Annotated in this window: 15 protein-coding genes; all 15 read right to left on the bottom strand. The window is 70.3% G+C overall.

Annotated features, from left to right (window positions below):
• Window positions 1–60: 60 nt before the first annotated feature.
• Window positions 61–726, bottom strand: coding sequence for a nickel pincer cofactor biosynthesis protein LarB (larB, locus tag EYW49_RS00075; RefSeq protein WP_131304668.1), 666 nt, complete (start codon window positions 724–726; stop codon window positions 61–63).
• Window positions 723–1,520 (bottom strand): adenine nucleotide alpha-hydrolase family protein, encoded by a 798-nt coding sequence (locus tag EYW49_RS00070; protein ID WP_131304666.1) that lies wholly within the window; start codon window positions 1,518–1,520, stop codon window positions 723–725. The genes larB and EYW49_RS00070 overlap by 4 nt, the downstream gene beginning before the upstream one ends.
• Window positions 1,517–2,890, bottom strand: coding sequence for a nickel pincer cofactor biosynthesis protein LarC (gene larC / locus EYW49_RS00065; protein WP_165498073.1), 1,374 nt, complete (start codon window positions 2,888–2,890; stop codon window positions 1,517–1,519). The genes EYW49_RS00070 and larC overlap by 4 nt, the downstream gene beginning before the upstream one ends.
• Window positions 2,874–4,166, bottom strand: a complete 1,293-nt coding sequence (locus EYW49_RS00060; protein WP_131304662.1) for a nickel-dependent lactate racemase family protein — start codon at window positions 4,164–4,166, stop codon at window positions 2,874–2,876. Before EYW49_RS00060 ends, larC begins: the two co-directional genes overlap by 17 nt.
• 85 nt (window positions 4,167–4,251) lie before the next feature.
• The gene (locus tag EYW49_RS00055) at window positions 4,252–5,259 is read right to left on the bottom strand and encodes a 2-keto-3-deoxygluconate permease (RefSeq protein ID WP_131304660.1); all 1,008 of its coding nucleotides are present in this window, start codon (window positions 5,257–5,259) and stop codon (window positions 4,252–4,254) included.
• 246 nt (window positions 5,260–5,505) lie between these two features.
• Entirely contained in the window at window positions 5,506–7,437 is a 1,932-nt protein-coding gene (locus EYW49_RS00050) for a sigma 54-interacting transcriptional regulator (RefSeq protein ID WP_131304658.1), read from the bottom strand.
• 126 nt (window positions 7,438–7,563) lie between these two features.
• A complete protein-coding gene (locus tag EYW49_RS00045) occupies window positions 7,564–8,331 on the bottom strand; it encodes a DeoR/GlpR family DNA-binding transcription regulator (protein WP_131304656.1) in 768 nt (255 codons plus the stop codon).
• Between the two features lie 23 nt (window positions 8,332–8,354).
• Complete coding sequence (gene pdxA / locus EYW49_RS00040; RefSeq protein WP_131304654.1) at window positions 8,355–9,362, bottom strand: 4-hydroxythreonine-4-phosphate dehydrogenase PdxA; 1,008 nt, start codon at window positions 9,360–9,362, stop codon at window positions 8,355–8,357.
• Window positions 9,363–9,419: 57 nt separating this feature from the next.
• A complete protein-coding gene (locus tag EYW49_RS00035; RefSeq protein ID WP_131304652.1) occupies window positions 9,420–10,697 on the bottom strand; it encodes a four-carbon acid sugar kinase family protein in 1,278 nt (425 codons plus the stop codon).
• Between the two features lie 351 nt (window positions 10,698–11,048).
• A complete protein-coding gene (gene uxuA / locus EYW49_RS00030) occupies window positions 11,049–12,110 on the bottom strand; it encodes a mannonate dehydratase (RefSeq protein WP_131304650.1) in 1,062 nt (353 codons plus the stop codon).
• A gap of 44 nt (window positions 12,111–12,154) precedes the next feature.
• Window positions 12,155–13,003 (bottom strand): ABC transporter permease, encoded by an 849-nt coding sequence (locus EYW49_RS00025; protein WP_131304648.1) that lies wholly within the window; start codon window positions 13,001–13,003, stop codon window positions 12,155–12,157.
• Between the two features lie 10 nt (window positions 13,004–13,013).
• Window positions 13,014–13,898, bottom strand: coding sequence for an ABC transporter permease (locus EYW49_RS00020; protein ID WP_131304646.1), 885 nt, complete (start codon window positions 13,896–13,898; stop codon window positions 13,014–13,016).
• Window positions 13,895–14,968, bottom strand: coding sequence for an ABC transporter ATP-binding protein (locus tag EYW49_RS00015; protein WP_131304644.1), 1,074 nt, complete (start codon window positions 14,966–14,968; stop codon window positions 13,895–13,897). The genes EYW49_RS00020 and EYW49_RS00015 overlap by 4 nt, the downstream gene beginning before the upstream one ends.
• A 107-nt stretch (window positions 14,969–15,075) precedes the next feature.
• Window positions 15,076–16,266, bottom strand: coding sequence for an extracellular solute-binding protein (locus EYW49_RS00010; protein WP_131304642.1), 1,191 nt, complete (start codon window positions 16,264–16,266; stop codon window positions 15,076–15,078).
• Between the two features lie 71 nt (window positions 16,267–16,337).
• The coding region (locus EYW49_RS00005; RefSeq protein ID WP_206365330.1) for a glucuronate isomerase at window positions 16,338–16,721 on the bottom strand (384 nt) is incomplete at its 5' end.

Below are 16,721 nucleotides of genomic sequence, written 5' to 3'. Positions count from 1 at the left end.
GGGAGTCTCCCTGGAGGCTGCTGAGCCGTGCGCGGCGCGAGCCGCGGACGGGGCGGGTGGTCATGGAATCGGGTGAGGGGCGGTCGGGAAGGTCTCGAGGATGCGCAGCGCCGCGCAGGCGGCGCCGAAGCCGTTGTCGATGTTGACGGTGACCAGCCCCGGCGCACAGGAGGCCAGCGCCCCGGTCAGCGCCGCGCGGCCGCCGGTCGCCACGCCGTAGCCGATCGAGGTCGGCACGGCGATCACCGGCGCGGCGATCAGGCCGGCGAGCACGCCGAACAGCGCCCCCTCCATGCCGGCCACCACGATCACCACCGAGAAGCCGCGGATCTCGTCGAGCCGGGCGAAGAGCCGCCACAGCCCGGCGACCCCGACGTCGGCGACGATCGGTGCCGCCCAGCCGGCGAAGGCGAGGCTGCGCGCCGCTTCGCGCGCCACCGGCAGGTCGGAGGTTCCGGCGCAGACGATCCCCGGCCCGGGGCGCCGCACCGGCGCCGGCGCGCCGTGGGTCGCCGTACGCGAGAGCGGATCGTGGTCGAGCCGCCGCCGCGTCGCCGCCGCCAGGGCGTCGTGCTTCTCCCCGTCGAGACGGGTCAGCAACAGACGGCGATCGCCGGCCGCCGCGAGGATCGCCTCGATCTGCGCGACGCTCTTGCCGTCGCACAGGATCGCTTCGGCACTGCCGGTGCGGGCTTCGCGGTCCCAGTCGATCTCGAACTCTCTCATCGCAGGTCCCGCAGGAAGGCCGCGCCGCGGCGATAGGCCCGGAGCCCGCCGAACGGCCGCCCGGCGGCGGCCGCCAGTGCCGCGACCCGAGCGGCGATCGCTTCGGCCTGCGGCCCCTCGGGCAGCGGCGCGCATTCGGCGAAGACGCCGGCCGCGGTGATGCGACAACGCAGCGCCTCGGCGCCGGGCAGCGCCGCCGCGAGCTCGATCTCCACCGCCTCGATGAACGCCAGGGCGTCCTCGTCGACGCCGATGCCGGTCTCGATGCGGCTGGCCAGACACGGCTGAGCCGGCAGCGCCGCGAGGTCGTCGAGCCCATAGGCGCGGGCGAGTTCGTAGATGTCGGCCTTGCCGAGCCCCGCCTCGACGAAGGGATGCACGACTTCGGCCCGTCGTGCCGCGTCGAGGCCCGGTCGGAAGTCGTCGAGATCGTCTAGATTGGTGCCGGAGGCGATCGATCCGCCGATCACCTCGCGGATGCGGCTGTAGAGGTTGCTCTTGCAATAGAAACAGCGGTCGACCGGATTGGCGCGATAGGCCGGATCGGCGAGCTCGCCGGCGTCGATCAGCCGCAGCCGCCAGCCGAAGCGGCGGGCGTGGTCCTCGACCCGGGCGGTGGCCAGCGCCGGCACCGCCGGCGACACCGCATGGACCGCGGTGGTCGCGGCCTGCGACAGGCGGTGGCCGACATGGGCCAGCACCATCGAATCGACGCCGCCGCTGACGGCGATCGCCAGGGCGGGGTGGCGGTCGAGGGCGGCCACCAGGGCCGCTTCGCGGATGGCGATCGTCAAGCGTCGGTCTCCTCTGCGTCGTTCTCGGCCGCCCGCTGCGCCCGGCGCCGCGCGCCGAGCCCGTCGATCGGGGCGAGGGAATCGTTCTCCACCTTGACGGTGGTGCGGCCGTCGGGCCGTTCCGCCCGCTTGACCGCCAGGGTGCGGCCGTCGACGACCACTGCCGCGGCGCCCCGCGGCAGGCAGATGCGCCGTTCCGCGCGCCAACGCAAGCCGAGCGTCGCGGTCTCCAGGAAACAGCGCTCGCCGACCGCGGCGAGAGCGGCGGGCCGGACCATCAGGCGGAAGTCGGTGACCGGGCGGCCCTTCTTGCCCTGGCGGGCGCCGAGCGTCAGGTCGATCACCCCGTCGCAGGCCCGCAGCCGCTCGGCCGCCACGGCGATCTCCTCGCCGGTCATGTCGTCGACGTCGAAGGTGACCACCATCACCTCGTCGTCGTCGGCCGGGGCCGCCTCCTGCGCGGCGGTGAACACCAGGGCGCGCAGGATGTTGGGCATCCCCGGCAGGGTTCGCGTGCCGGCGCCGGTGCCGGTCGCACCGAGCCGCCCGGCGGCGGGATGCGGCGTGTCGGGGTCGATCAGATGGGCGAGGATCGCCGCGCCGGTCGGGGTCACCCGCTCGCCGCCGATGCCGTCGTCGCGCCACGAGAAGCGTCCGAGGATCGCCGCGGTGGCCGGCGCCGGCACCGGCAACAGGCCATGGGCGGTGCGCACCAATCCGCGGCCGCGCGGCAGATCGGAGACGCTCCAGGTGGCGTTGGGCAACGCGGCGATCAGGCTGCCGGCCGCCACCACGTCCATCAGCGAATCCCAATCGGCGAGCTCGTGGAAATGCACGTCGTCGAGCGGCACCGCGTGCATCCGGCTCTCGGCTTCGGCGAGGCGGCGCAGAATGGCGATCGCCGCCGCGCCGGTGCCCGGGGCGAGGTCGGCCGCCGCGATCATCGCGGCGATCTCCGGAAAGCGCACGATCCGCGCCGGCCCGGACGGGGCGTCGTGGGAGTGGGGGTGATCGTGGCCATGGGCATGGTCGTGGCTGTGATCATGGCCGTGGGGGTGGTCATGGCCGTGCCCGTGCGAGTGACCGTGATCGTGTCCGGCCGCATGCGCGTGCTCGTGCCCATGCCCATGCTCTCGCGCCACCTCCGGCTCCGGCCCGTCCAGGCCGAAGCGGGTGACGGCGATGCCGCCGCTGGTGCCGGGGACCAGCACCGGTCGGCCGCAAGACGCCGGCAGCACCGCGGCGAGATCGGCGAACACCCGCGGCCGCAGATGCGGCAGCGCGTCGAGCAGGGCGGCGACGAACATGTCGCCGGCCGCCCCCCCGACCGCATCGAGATGGACGTGCAGCGGTTCAGCTTCGAGCGGCATGGACCGGCACCACATAGGGTCCTTCCGGGATGATCGCCACCGCGACGTCGCCGGCGCGATCGATGCTCGCCCGGATCGCCGCCTCGACCGACTCGACCAGTTCGACGCCGGTGATCCGCCGCTCTTCCGCGCCGAGGCCGGTGGTGTAGAGCTGGACGCGGCTCATCCGCATCGGCTTCAGCTGCATCTCGGTCTGCCACTCGTCGATCTCGGCGAAGGTCTTGGCCTTCAGCGTGGCCAGGAAGCGTTCCGGTCCGAGGGTCACCAGTCGCTCCTGGGCGTCGCGGAACTCCGGCGAGCCGAAGCCCTCCGAACATTCCGAGGCGATGATCAGCGTGCCGCCCGGCTCCAGGATGTCCATCGGCGTGACCATGCCCTTGACCGTCTGGTAGTAGGTCTTGTCGAGGGGATAGCCGGCCGACGAGGTGACGATGGTCTTGAAGCGCCGCGGCACGGCGATCGCGGTGGATTCGGCGATGAACTCGATCGCCGCGAGATGGCTGGCGATCACCTCGCCGAAGGTCACGTGGACCAGATCGCGGTCCTCGTCGAGGACGGTGTTGAGCGCGTAGACCTCGCCGATCTTGGCGACGATCTCCAGCTGTTCCTCGTGCAGCGGATTGCCGACCAGATTGCACTGGACCGCCAGCGGATCTTCCATGAAGCGGGCGGAATGAAAGGTGCGGATGGTCTCGTGATGGGCGACGCCGGGGGCGATCACCTTGCGCCCGCCCGACCAGCCGGCCATGAAATGCGGCTCGATCAGCCCGGTGACGATGCGCAGATCGGCGTCGACGAAGCGGCGGTCGATCTTGACCGGCGTGCCGCGCGAGGTCGGGCCGAGGTCGACATGGGCGTCGTCGTCGCGGGCGAAATGGTTCTCGACCCGCACCGTGTCGAGCACCCAGGGGTCGCCGACCAGCTCGGCCAACTCGGCGCCTTCGTTGGGGCGATGCAGGCCGGTCGCCACCACCACCGAGATCGCCGCGGCGGGCATGCCCGCGGCGAGCAGCCCTTCGATCATCGGCCGCAGGAACAGCCGGTTCGGCACCGGCCGGGTGATGTCGCAGATCAGGATGCAGGCGCTCCTCCGGCCCTTCACCAGGGTCGAATAGGGGACCGCACCGATCGGGGCCTCGAGCGCCGCCCGGATCGCCGCCGTCTGGTCGCCGAGCTTGGGCAGGGTGACCTTGCGGATGACCGTCGCCTCGGCGTCGTCGGGCAGGCGGACGGCGAGATGGCCGCGGCCGTAGGCGATGTTGACCGTGTCGTTCATGGGGGGCTTCCGTTCTCGGGTGGACGCGTCGCGGCGGACGACGAGGAGCGGTCGGCGGCGAGGAATCCGCCGCCGACCGTCGCGATCAGGGATGGACCGGCACGGTGTCGGTCTCCGCCGCGGTCTCGTCGTCGTCGTCGGTCATGGTTCCGAACTTCGACGCCACGAAGGACGTCACCAGCGGCACCAGGATGGCGGTGACCACCACCGCCGCGGCGACCAGGATGGTCGCACTCTGCGCGGCTTCCGCATAGGCCGGGTTGGCGCCGGCGATGATCGCCGGAACCGCCGCGGCGTTGCCGGCGGTCGAGGAGGCGGCGACGCCGGCGACCCCGGTGCCCCCGGTCGCCCGGTCGACGAAGAACAGCGCCAGACCGGTGATCGCCACCACCGCCACGCCGACGCCGAGGCCGAGCAGACCGGCGCTCCACACCTTGCTGAGATCGAGGCCGGCACCGAGGCCGAAGGCGAAGAACGGGATCAGGCCCGGGGCGATCTTGCCCAGGAACAGCCGCATCTCGCGATCGAGGTTGCCGATCGCCATGCCGATCAACAGCGGCAGGATGGCGCCGAGCATGGTCTGCCACGGGAACGACGACAGGCCGGCCAGCCCGAGCGTCGTCATGGTCAGGAACGGTCCGGATTCCAGCGACATGATCGAATAGGCGCCGACGTCGCGCGAGCGGCCGTACTGGCCCATCAGCGCGCAATAGAGGCCGCCGTTGGTGTCGTTCATCGCCGCGACCACCGCGAGCGTCGACAGACCGCCGAACAGGCCGCCCTGGATCGGTGCCTCGCCGAGGAAATGCCCGAGGATCACCCCGAACACCGCGCCGATGATGATCTTGGTGGCGAACAGCGAACCGCCCTTCTTGAGCACGTAGGGGGTCGCCTTGATGTCGATGCTGGCGCCCATGCAGATGAAGAACGCCGCCAAGATCGGCATGCCGCCGGCGAACAGGGCGCCGGTGAACGATCCGAAGAACTTCGGCGTGCCGGGGAAGAAGGTGTTGAGAATCGCCCCGAGCAGCAATGGCACCACCATCATCCCGCCGGGGACTCTCTCGATCGCGCGTTTGATCGGAATCTGCATGTTCGTTTCCTCCTGAAGATGGGCCGTCCGCCGGCCCGTCGTCGTGGAGGACCTCGCGGTGTGGCGAACCGCGTCGTTGCGCCGGTTCGGGTCCACTGGCGCCTGCGTAAGCGAGCTCCGTGCCAAGAAGAAAAGAGCTGTGAGACCAGAGGGATGTGTCGATCGCCGCGGCGCCTGCGCCGAGCAGAATGCATCGCCCTCGTTGGATTTTGCCACGTGCAGGGTCGGGGCGGCCGCAGGCTTCCCTCAGCCGTCGTCGCCGACGCTCTCGCCGGCGTCCTTGAGCCAGCGGTTGAGCGTGGTGCGGTCGACCCCGAGGCGTCGGGCGGTCCGGGTCTTCGACCCCTTCTCGTCCTGCATCACCCGGGCGACCGCCCGCCGGCGGATGTCGTCCATCGAACCGCCCAACGGGTCGTCGTCGCTCGCCGTTCCCCGGCGCGGCGCGCGCCGCAGTTCCTTCAAGGCCGGTGCGACGCCGTCGAGGTCGACCATCGCCGACGACGCGATGATGGCGATCCGCTCGATGACGTTGCTGAGCTGGCGGAAGTTGCCCGGCCAGTCGTGGCCGGCGAGCAGTCGGCGCAAGTCCGGGTCGAGATCGACCGCGACGCTGTGGTGCAGCCGAGCGAACTTGCGCAGCAGCAGCAGCGCGCTCGGCACGATGTCGCGCGGCCGCTCGCGCAAGGGCAGCGTCTCGAACTCCAACACCGCCAGCCGATAATAGAGATCCTGGCGGAAACTGCCGGCCGCCACCATCGCCTCGAGGTCCTGGTTGGTCGCCGCCACCAGCCGCACGTCGATCGGGATGGCGTGTTCCGCGCCGAGCCGCATCAACTCGCGCTCCTGGATCACCCGCAGCAGCCGGGTCTGCAGCGACTTGTCGAGCTCGCCGATCTCGTCGAGGAACAGCGTGCCGTGATGGGCGAGTTCGAACAGGCCCTTCTTGCCCTTGCGTGCCGCACCGGTGAAGGCGCCCTCGACATAGCCGAACAACTCGCTCTCCAGCAGCGTCGGCGGCAGCGCCCCGCAATTGACCGCCACGAACGGCCCCTGGACCCGCGGCGAGGCGTTGTGGATGCCCTGGGCGAGCAGTTCCTTGCCGGTGCCGCTCTCGCCGGTGATCAGCACCGTCGCGTCGGTGCGGGCATAGCGTTTGAGCAGATCGAGGCGGGCCTGCATCTCCGGTTCGGAGGTGACGTAGCCGTCGAGCCGGTGATGGGCGGTGAAGCGGCTCTTCTGCTGCTCCTGGTGGCGGATCTTCTGCTCGATGGTGTAGATCCGCTCGACCCGTTCGAGCGCCAGCACCATCGAGCGCACGCCGACGTCCTCGGCGATCGGGTAGAGGTAGGAGACCATCCGCCCCTGGGCGGTCTCGACCACCTGGCCGACCTCCCAGATGCCGTCGGCGATGGTGTCGTGGGCGATCACCAGCGCCGGGTCGACCGTCTCGATGCGCATCCCCATCATCTCGGCGCGGCTCTTGCGGAACAGCGAACTCGCGGTGCGGTTGGCGTGGGTGATCCGCCCGTCGGCGTCGAGCGAGAACACCGCCTTCTCGAACATGTCGAGCACGGTGCACAGATGGTCGCGGTTGGCGCGCTCGCGATCGATCGCCGCGAGCAGCGCCATGGCGCTCTCCAGCGCCTCGCGCACGCTGTCGGGCCCCGACGAGATCAGCCGGAAGCGGTCGCACAGATGCGAGAAGCGGCTGAGCGGAATGGTGTCGCCGATCATCACGTCGATCGGATCGCGGGCCAGCCGCTCGCGCACCACGTCCTGGAGGCGTTCGTATTCGAGCGCTTCGACCTGATCGAACAGGATCGCATAGGCCGAGATGCCGAGCTGGTCGGCGATCCGCTTGCAGTGGCGCATCACTTCGGCATGGCCGACGATCGCCACCCGGCACGGCTGGCCGACCAGATCGGCGAGCACCGCAAGGGCGTCGTAGGCGCTGATGCGGATGTCGATCACCGGCAGCGAGGTGTGCTGGCGCAAGAGCTGCGCGGTCTTGCCGCGGCTGATCAAGACCTGCCGGCCCTCGGCCTCGAGCCGCGGCAACAGCGCCAGTGCGTCCTCGAGGTTGGCGGTGGTCACGTCGAAGTCGAAGTCGCCGCCGACCGAGCGGGCGACCTCCGAGAGATCCTCGTAGGGAGCGATCAGACAGACCCGCGCCACCATCCCCGCACCGTCTCCCCGCCCTGCGTGAGGCCCGTGTCCTCGCGCCGCCGCTGCGGCGCCTCCGGCCCTTCATGGGGCTCTTCTACACCGAAAGCCCGCGCCGCCGCATCCGGCCACGCCCGCGGCTCACGTCGACCGCGGCCCGCGCAGCACCGCGACCCCGGCGGTGCGCAGGAACGGCCGGATCTGCTCGTCGGTGGCCTGCGCGTCGGTGACCAGGGTCCAGGCCCCGGGCAGCGGCGCCCAGCACGGCTGCCCGGCCATGCCGAGCTTGGAGGCGTCGGCGAGCACCACCACGCGGGCGGCCTGGGCCATCATCAGTTCCTTCAGGGCGCTCTGTTCGGGGCGCGCTTCGCAAAGCCCGCGCCCGGCGACCACCCCGTCGGCGCCGAGGAAGGCCTTGTCGACGGTGAGCCGGCGCAACACCGCCTCGGCCAGCGGCCCGACCACCCCCATGCTGAGCGGTCGCACCACCCCGCCGAGCACCGTCACCTCGATCCCGGCCTGGATCAGCGGCGCCACCAGCGCCATGTTCCCGGTCACCACCCGCACCCGTCGGCCGACCAGCAGCCGGCCGAAGGCCGCCACCGTCGAGCCGGCGTCGAGCAGCAGGCTGTCGCCGTCCTCGACCAGATCGAGCGCTCGCTCGGCGATCTCGGCCTTGGCGGCGCGGTGGAGGGCCTCGCGGGTGGTCAGCGGATGTTCGGCGAGCGGACGGGCCGGCACCGCCCCGCCGTAGGTGCGGGTGATCCGCCCGTCCTCGGCGAGCGCCGCCAGATCGCGCCGGATCGTCGAGGCCGAGACCTCGACCGCGGCGGCCAGCACGTCGACGTCTTCTTCGCCGGCGGTGATCAGCTCGAGCAGACGGCGACGGCGACGTTCGGTGCGGTTCATCGGTGTTCCCGTTCGCTCCGCGCTCAGGCGGCGGCCTGGGCCCGCACGTCGGCGAGCGCCACCGCCTGACGCAGAGCCTCGAGCAGGCTGCGCTCGTCGGCCACGCCGGTGCCGGCGATGTCGAAGGCGGTGCCATGATCGACCGAAGTGCGCACCACCGGCAAGCCCACGGTGATGTTCACGCCGTTCTCGATGCCCAGCACCTTGACCGGTCCGTGGCCCTGGTCGTGGTACATCGCCACCACCACGTCGAAATCGCCGCGACCGGCGCGGAAGAACAGCGTGTCTGCCGGCAGCGGGCCCTCGATCCGCCAGCCGCGCGCCTGCAGCACCTCGATCGCCGGGGTGATCTTCTCCGCCTCCTCGCCGTGGCCGAACAGGCCGTTCTCGCCGGCGTGCGGGTTGATCGCGCAGACGCCGATGCGCGGATCGGCGATGCCGGCCTTGGCCAGGGTGGCGTGGGCGCGTTCGATGGTCCGCTGCACCAGTCCGGCGTCGATGCGGGCGATCGCGTCGATCAGACCGATGTGGGTGGTGACGTGGATCACCCGCAGCCCCGGCGCGGTCAGCATCATCGAGACTTCCGGCGTGCCGGTGAGATGGGCGAGCATCTCGGTATGGCCGGGGAAGATATGGCCGCCGGCATGCAGCGCCGCCTTGTTGAGCGGTGCGGTGCAGATCGCCCCGACCTCGCCGGCCACCGCCAGCCGCGCCGCCCGCTCGATGTAGCGGTAGGCGGCGTCGCCGCCCTCGGCCGACACCTGTCCGAACGGCAGATCCGGCGGCACCACGCCGACCTGGATCACCTCGACCACGCCGGGGGCGTAGGTCGCCGCGGCGAGGTCCTCGATGGCGTGGACGGTCAGGGTCGAGCCGCAGATTTCGCCGGCGCGAATCAGGCGCCCGGCGTCGCCGATCACCACCGGTCGGCAGATCGCATAGAGCTCGTCATGGGCGAAGCTCTTCATGATGATCTCCGGCCCGACGCCGCAGGGATCGCCCATGGTGATGGCTATGATCGGCTTGTGCATGGTGGCCTCGAAAGGTTCGGCGCGGGCGGGCATGGCCCGGCGCAGGGGTCGGATAAGTCAGGAGCGGGCGTCGGCCGCGGCCGGCGACCGGGCGTCGCGTTTGAGATGGGAGAGGCAGCGCGCCAGCGTCTGCGCGTCGCCGAAGGCGCCGGCCTTGCTCACCACCGGTAGGGACAGAGGCCCCAGCGCCCGGCCGATCGGCACGCCCGGCTCGACCTCGGCGACCAGCCGGATGCCGGCCGCGCCGATCCGCCCGAGCAGCGCACAGGCGGTGTCGCCGCCGGTCATCACCAGGGCACCGGCCTGCGGCAGCACCGGCCCCAACCAGTCGGCGAACAGATCGGCGAGCTCGGTGCCGCGCGCCAGATCCGGGGCGGCATCGTCGGCGAGTTTGACCAGCACGTCGCGGCCGGCGGCGAGCCGCGCGGCGATCGTCGCGCGCAGCACTGCGGTCGCCGCCGATCCTTCGCCGGCGAAGAGATCCTCCGCCGCCACGGCGAAACCCTCGACCGCGCCGGAGCCGACCAGTTCGGCCGCCTGCAACCGCGAAGCCTCGGCGACGCTGCCGATCACCAGCAGCACCGGCCCTCCGGCAGCGGTGACGTCGAGCGCGGAAGCGGCCGCCGCGCTCGGGGCGATCAGCGCCGCCAGATGTTTGGCGAGGCCGCCGGTGCCGACCCACATCACCGAATCGGCGAGCGGCAGCGAAGCGGCGGCGATCGCCGCGAGATCGCTCTCGGTCACCGCGTCGCAGACCAGCGCCGCGACGCCGCGGCGGCGGGCCTCGGCGAAGGTCGCGGCGAGATCGGCGCGATCGCCGCGGATCGTCGCGAGATCCAGGGCCTCGGCGCCGATCCCGACGCCGGCCAGGATCGCCACCAGATCGGCGTCCGCATAGGTGTGGTCGCGCGCCCACAGCGGCGTCTCTTCGAGCGGCCGCCCGGCGACCCGCACTTTTCCGCCCTCGGTGGTCCGTCCGGTCGCCGGAAAGGCCGGGGCGACGATCGCCATCGGCGCGGCGCCGGCGGTACGTTCGGCGAGCAGGTCGCGCTGGGCCGCGAGTTCGGCGGCGAACTGACCGCGCAAGGTCGAATCGATCTTCTTGTAGACCCGCGTGCCGGGGGTGTGGCGGGCGGTGGTCGCCGCGACCTGACGGGCGGCGGCCAGCGCCGCCGGCAGGAAGCGGCTGCGGGTGTCGACCGAGGTGACCGTGACCGCGCCCTGCGACGCGTCGTCCCACACCACCACCGTGGCGATGCCCGCTCCGGCGAAGGCGATGCCGCAGTCGGCGGCGCCGGTGAGGTCGTCGGCGACGATCAGCCAGGGAGCGGTCATGGTCCTCGTGTCCTCTTCGCGAAGGGTCGGCGCGGCCGGTCGTCGGCGAGCCGGGGCCCGGATCCGGCGACGGCCGAAGCCGCTCGAACCGCGCGTGCAGCTCCAGAAAATGCGCAAATCGCGCAAAAATCAAGTGCGGAAATGCGAGGGATGGCGCAAAAGGCGGAAACGGGTGTCGATCATGCGCGAAACGCGCAGCGACTCCGCGCAGATCGCGCGCTGCGACCCTCGGTCGCGGACGCCGCTCGGTCCCGCGACCCCCGGCCGAAACGCCGACGCGCCCCGCGACGGCGGTCGCGGAGCACGTGAGAGAGGCGCAGATCGAGGCGCGTTGGCGCACCGCAGGTCGGATCAGGGGGCCGGGGCCGGGGTCGGCGTGACCTTGTCGATGCCTTCCCACAGGCCGGCGAGATAGACCGCGCCGAGCGCTCGGTCGTAGAGGCCGTAGCCCGGTCGCCCGGTCTCGCCCCAGATCATCCGGCCGTGGTCGGGGCGGACGTAGCCGGTGAAGCCGGTGTCGTGATAGGCGCGGACGATCTCGGCCATGTCGAGCGAGCCGTCGGCCGAGCGGTGACCGGTCTCGTGGAAGCTGCCGCTGGCGTCGACCTTGACGTTGCGCAGATGGGCGAAGTGGATGCGGCCGCGGCCGCCGAATTCGCGCACCAGCGCCGCCACGTCGTTGCCGACGTCCGAGCCGAGCGACCCCGAGCACAGCGTCAGGCCGTTGGCCGGGTCATCGACCACGTCGAGGATGCGGGCGAGATCCTCGCGGTTCTTGACGATCCGCGGCAGGCCGAAGATCGGCCGCGGTGGGTCGTCGGGATGGATCGCCATGGCGATCCCGACCTCCTTGGCCACCGGGATCACCCCGCGCAGGAAATAGGCGAGATTGTCGCGCAGCTTCGCCTCGTCGACATGGGCATATTCGGCGAGCAGATCGCGCAGCTCGTCGGGCGTATAGCTGGCGTCCCAGCCGGGCAGACGGATGCCCTGCTTGGGGTCGATCTTCTCGATCGCCGCGGCGTCGAAGGCCAAGGTCGACGACCCGTCCGGCAGCTTCATGTCGAGCGTGGTGCGGGTCCAGTCGAACATCGGCATGAAGTTGTAGCAGACCACCTTGATGCCGTAGGCCGCCAGATTGCGCAGCGTCTCGCCGTAGTTGGCGATCAGCCGGTCGCGGCTCGGCTTGCCGAGCTTGATGTCCTCGTGCACCGGCACGCTCTCGATCACCTCGAGCGCGAGCCCATGGGCGTGGACCTCGTCGACCAGGGCGCGGATCCGCTCGGGCGGCCACACCTCGCCGACCGGCACGTCGTAGACCGCCGAGACGACGCCGGTCATGCCCGGGATCTGGCGGATGTTGTCGAGGGTGACCGGGTCGTCCTTGCCGTACCAACGGAAGGTCATCTTCATGGGGAAACGCTCCTCGGAGACGTCGCGTCGCGTCAGGACGGCGATCAGTGAGACGTGTCGCGCTTGGCCCGCGCGACGATCTGGGTCGGATTGACGAAACGCAGGGCGATGATCAGCCAGATCAGCGTCGTCACCATGTAGACCACGGCCATGGCGTCGATCGACTGCACCGCCCGCACGCCGGCCGCGAAGACCGCGTAATAGAGCGCCACGACCAGGGTCTGCGACCCCGGCCCGGCGACCAGGAAGGTCAGTTCGAACATCGCGATGGTCCGCACCAGCACCAGGAGCAGGGCCGCCAGCACGCCGGGCATCAGGATCGGCACCAGCACGTAGACGAACACCTTGAAGGTGTTGGCGCCGAACACCCGGGCCGCCGACTCGATGCGCGGGTCGATCTGCTCGATGAACGGGATCATCACCAGCACCACGAAGGGCACCGTCGGCACCAGATTGGCCAGGATCACCCCGACCAGCGAGCCGCCGAAGCCGACCTTGTAGAGCACCGTGGCCAGCGGAATGCCGTAGGTCACCGAAGGCACCAGCAGCGGCAGCAGGAGCAGCAGCACCACGAAGCGTTTGCCGGGGAATTCGCGACGGGCCAGCGCATAGGCCGCCGGCACCCCGAGCAGGCCGGAGATCACCACCACCCAGCCGACCACCTCGAAGGTGACCCACAGCACGTCGCCGAGTTGGAACTCGTCCCAGGCGGCGAAGTACCATTTCCAGGTGAAGCCGGCCGGAAACCAGGTTCCGAGCCAGCGCGTCGCGAAGGACGAGGTCACCACCGAGCCGATCAGGCCGAGGAGGTTGAGCACGAAGAAGATCACGACGCTCCACACCCCGAAGGCCCAGAGGCGGGTGGTGAGCGGGGTTCGACTGCTGGCGCGCATGGTCCGCTCCTCAACCCTTGGCGGCGGCGACGGGGCCGCGATAGACGAGCGTCCGAGCGCCGAGGATCGCCGCGACCACGACGAGCTGAACCGCCCCCATGATCATCGCGATCGCCGAGGCGAGCGAGTAGTCGTAGTCCTCGAAGGCGGCCTGATAGGCGGCGATCGAGATGACGCGCGTGGTGTTGGCCGGATCGCCGACCAGGATCGCGCTCGGCAGGACCGAATAGGCCTGGACGAAGGACAGGCAGAAGGTGATCGCCAGCCCCGGCAGCAGCAGCGGCAGGAAGATCTCGCGGAATCGCGCCGCCGGCCCCGCCCCGAGCGTCGCCGCCGCCTGTTCCAGCGCCGGCTCGATGCCGGTGACGTAGGACAGGGTCAAGAGGAAGGTGAAGGGGAAGCCGGTGATCAGCAGCGACAGGAACACCCCCCAGTAGCCGTGGGTGATCGACGGCGCGTGGTCCATCAGCCCGAGGGCCATCACGGTGCGCGAGAACCAGCCCTGCGGTCCGAAGTAGAACAGCATGCCCTCGGCGACCAGCACGGTGCCCAGCGTGATCGGCAGCACCAGGATGGTGGTCAGCAACCGCTGATGCTTCATCAGCCGCACCCGGAAGGCGATCGGCACGGCGAGCAGCAGATTGAGGATGGTCACCGGGATCGAGATCTTCAGCGTCGTCCAAATCGTCTTGTACAGGAACGGTTCGCGGAAGAACCGGTCGTAATTGCCCATCGTCGTGCCGTCCTTGGGCTGGAACGACAGCCACAGCCCGTAGAGGAACGGGTAGATGAACAGCGCGATGATCGCCAACACGCAGGGCAGGACCAGCAGGGTCACGCCGTCGAGGCCGCGCGCCCGCAGGCGTTGGGTCAGGGTCGGTCCGCGATCGGTCATGGCGTCGCTCCCGGATAGATCAGGACGCGGGCCGGATCGGCGCCGAGCCGGATGGTCTCGCCGCGTCCGACCGACACCGATGAGCGGAAATGCAGTTCCTGGTTGGCGATGGTGCGGGCGAGGCCATGAAACTCGCGGCCGCGATATTCGATGGTCTCGACCGTCGCCGGGATGCCGATCGCCGCGTCGGTGGGTTCGAGGTCGTCGGGGCGGATCATGGCGATCGCCGGGCCGTCGACCAGACCGTCGCAGGGCCGGCCGATCAGCGCGGCGGTTTCGCCGACGCTGATGGTGACGCGGCCGCCGTCCTGGGCGGTGACCCGACCGGGAATGCGGTTGCGGTAGCCCATGAAGTCGGCGACGTCGAGATGGGCCGGCGCCGCATAGAGTTCGTCGGGCCGGCCGACCTGGCGGATCGCGCCGTCGCGCAACACCACGATGCGGTCGGCGAGCGACAGCGCCTCTTCCTGGTCGTGGGTGACATAGATCGTGGTCGATCCGAGCGACTGATGGATGCGGCGGATCTCGCCGCGCATCTCCAGGCGCAGCTTGGCGTCGAGGTTCGACAGCGGCTCGTCCATCAGCACCAGCGGCGGCTCGATGACGATCGCCCGGGCGATCGCCACGCGCTGCTGCTGGCCGCCGGAGAGCTGGCCGGGCAACTTGTCGGCCTGACCCTGCAGGCGCACCGTGGCGATCACCTGTTCGACCCGCCGGTCGATCTCGGCCCGCGGCACGCCGCGCATCTTGAGGCCGAAGCCGACGTTGCGGCGCACCGTCATGTGCGGAAACAGCGCGTAGTTCTGGAACACCATGCCGAAACCGCGCTCTTCGGTGCGGATCGTGTCGATCCGCGTGTCGTCGAGCATGATGCGACCGCCGGTGACGTCGAGCAGACCGGCGATGCAGTTCAGCGCGGTGGTCTTGCCGCAGCCGGAGGGCCCGAGCAGCGCCACGAACTCGCCGCGCGCGATGGTCAAATCGAGGCCGCGCAGGGCGTTGAAGGTGCCGAAGTCGCGTTTGACGCCTTCCAGGCGCAGCGTTTCGAACTTGGTCGATCCGACGGTCATGGGGTCTCGCTTCGAGCTGCCGCGCCGGGATCGGCGCAGGGAACGGTAGGGAGGCGATCACGAGGGGCCGGGGCGGGCGGGGAGAACCCCGCCCGCCCGACGCCCGCTCACTTGCCCTTGCGCGAGCCGATCTCTTCGTCCCAGCGGCGGAACGCCTGGACGAGCTTGTCGGCGGGCAGGGGCAGTTCGATCGGCGTTTCGGCGATCAGCTTCTCGTAGATCGGGCGGCCGTATTCGGCGATCGCCGCCTGGCTGTCGGCCGGAGCCATCTTCAGGGTCACGCCCTTCACCGCCGGACCCGGATAGAAGTAGCCCTCGTCATAGGTATAGGCCTGCTGCTCGGGGCTGAGCAGATGGTTCATCAGGTCGAGCAGCACCGCGACCTTGTCGGCCTTGACGCCCTTCGGGATGCACATGTAGTGCGCATCGGCGACCCACTTGAAGCCGGCCAGCGAGAAGATCTCGGCCGACTTCGGCACCACGCCGAGCACCCGCGGGTTGATATCCCAGCCCGTGGTGGTGGCGATCATGTCGCAGGAACCTTCGCCCAGCGCCTTCATCGTCGGGGTCGTGCCGGCGGGATAGTTGTCGATGGTCTCGCCGAGTTCGCGCAAATAATCCCAGGTCTTGGCCCAGCCGTTGATCGGGTCCTGCGGATCCTTGTCGCCGAGGATGTGCGGCAGACCCATGATGAAGGTCCGCCCCGGGCCGGAGTTGGCCGGACGGGCATACATGAAGCGCTTCGGATTGGCCTTGGCCCAGGCGAGCAGCTCGGCGGCGTTCTTCGGCACGGACTTGACCCGCTCGGGGGCGTATTCGATCAGCGGCCCGGAGGGATAATAGGTGACGACCACGCCCTGGCCCTGGGCCAGCGCCTGCATCCGCCACGCCGGCTCGAGGAACACGTCCTGGAGCTTGGGCAGATCGCCTGCATGGGCGGGGATCAGTTCCTGCCACAGCTTCTGGTCGACGCCGGCCGACAGCACGTCGGTGCCGGTCAGAACCATGTCGATGTCGACGCGGTCGGCGTCCTGCTGGGCTTTGAGCTTGCCCGGCAGTTCCGGGGCCGGCGCCTTGGAGAAGGTGATCTTCGACACCCACTCCGGCTTGGCCTTGCGGTAGTTGTCGATCGCCTTCTGGGTGAGGGCGAGGTTGCCGGCGACGTCGACGATGTTGAGCGTCACCGGGGCGGCCGGCTTGGCCAGCGCGGCGAACACCGGGCCGGCGCCGGCCAGCAGTCCGGCGGCACCGCCGGTGGTCAGCAAGAAGCCGCGGCGAGATAGGCTGCGATCGAACATGGGGTCTCTCCCTTCGTCTCTTTGTGCTTCGTCACGACGGTTTCTCCGTCCGTCGTGGAACGGGACCTCGCTCAGAGCTTATAGGCCTGTTTGACGAGGCGGTAGGCGAGGTCGTGGGCGACCTCGAAGGCGTCGTCGCCGTCGAGGCGGTGTTCGGCGACCAGACGCGCCAGGAAGCCGGCGTCGATGCGGCGGGCGACGTCGTGACGCGCCGGGATCGACAGGAAGGCCCGGGTGTCGTCGTTGAAACCGACGGTGTTGTAGAAGCCGGCGGTCTCGGTGACCTGCTCGCGGTAGCGCCGCATGCCCTCCGGGCTGTCGTGGAACCACCACGCCGGCCCGAGCTTCAGCGCCGGATAGTGCCCGGCGAGCGGGGCGAGCTCGCGCGAATAGACCGTCTCGTCCAACGTGAACAGGATGATGGTCAGATCGGGCCGGTTGCCGAAACGGGCGAG

This window comes from Siculibacillus lacustris (assembly GCF_004328075.1).
Lineage (GTDB): Bacteria > Pseudomonadota > Alphaproteobacteria > Rhizobiales > Ancalomicrobiaceae > Siculibacillus > Siculibacillus lacustris.
Note: the sequence above shows the minus strand (reverse complement) of the source record. Positions and strands in the feature narration are given on the sequence as shown.

Coding starts and splice junctions, on each gene's coding strand:
- uxuA (WP_131304650.1), bottom strand. CDS start 12,110: ATGAAGATGACCTTCCGTTGGTACGGCAAGGACGACCCGGTCACCCTC.
- EYW49_RS00035 (WP_131304652.1), bottom strand. CDS start 10,697: ATGACCGCTCCCTGGCTGATCGTCGCCGACGACCTCACCGGCGCCGCC.
- EYW49_RS00045 (WP_131304656.1), bottom strand. CDS start 8,331: ATGAACCGCACCGAACGTCGCCGTCGCCGTCTGCTCGAGCTGATCACC.
- larC (WP_165498073.1), bottom strand. CDS start 2,890: ATGCCGCTCGAAGCTGAACCGCTGCACGTCCATCTCGATGCGGTCGGG.
- pdxA (WP_131304654.1), bottom strand. CDS start 9,362: ATGCACAAGCCGATCATAGCCATCACCATGGGCGATCCCTGCGGCGTC.
- larB (WP_131304668.1), bottom strand. CDS start 726: ATGAGAGAGTTCGAGATCGACTGGGACCGCGAAGCCCGCACCGGCAGT.
- EYW49_RS00015 (WP_131304644.1), bottom strand. CDS start 14,968: ATGACCGTCGGATCGACCAAGTTCGAAACGCTGCGCCTGGAAGGCGTC.
- EYW49_RS00020 (WP_131304646.1), bottom strand. CDS start 13,898: ATGACCGATCGCGGACCGACCCTGACCCAACGCCTGCGGGCGCGCGGC.
- EYW49_RS00050 (WP_131304658.1), bottom strand. CDS start 7,437: ATGGTGGCGCGGGTCTGTCTGATCGCTCCCTACGAGGATCTCTCGGAG.
- EYW49_RS00010 (WP_131304642.1), bottom strand. CDS start 16,266: ATGTTCGATCGCAGCCTATCTCGCCGCGGCTTCTTGCTGACCACCGGC.
- EYW49_RS00060 (WP_131304662.1), bottom strand. CDS start 4,166: ATGAACGACACGGTCAACATCGCCTACGGCCGCGGCCATCTCGCCGTC.
- EYW49_RS00025 (WP_131304648.1), bottom strand. CDS start 13,003: ATGCGCGCCAGCAGTCGAACCCCGCTCACCACCCGCCTCTGGGCCTTC.
- EYW49_RS00055 (WP_131304660.1), bottom strand. CDS start 5,259: ATGCAGATTCCGATCAAACGCGCGATCGAGAGAGTCCCCGGCGGGATG.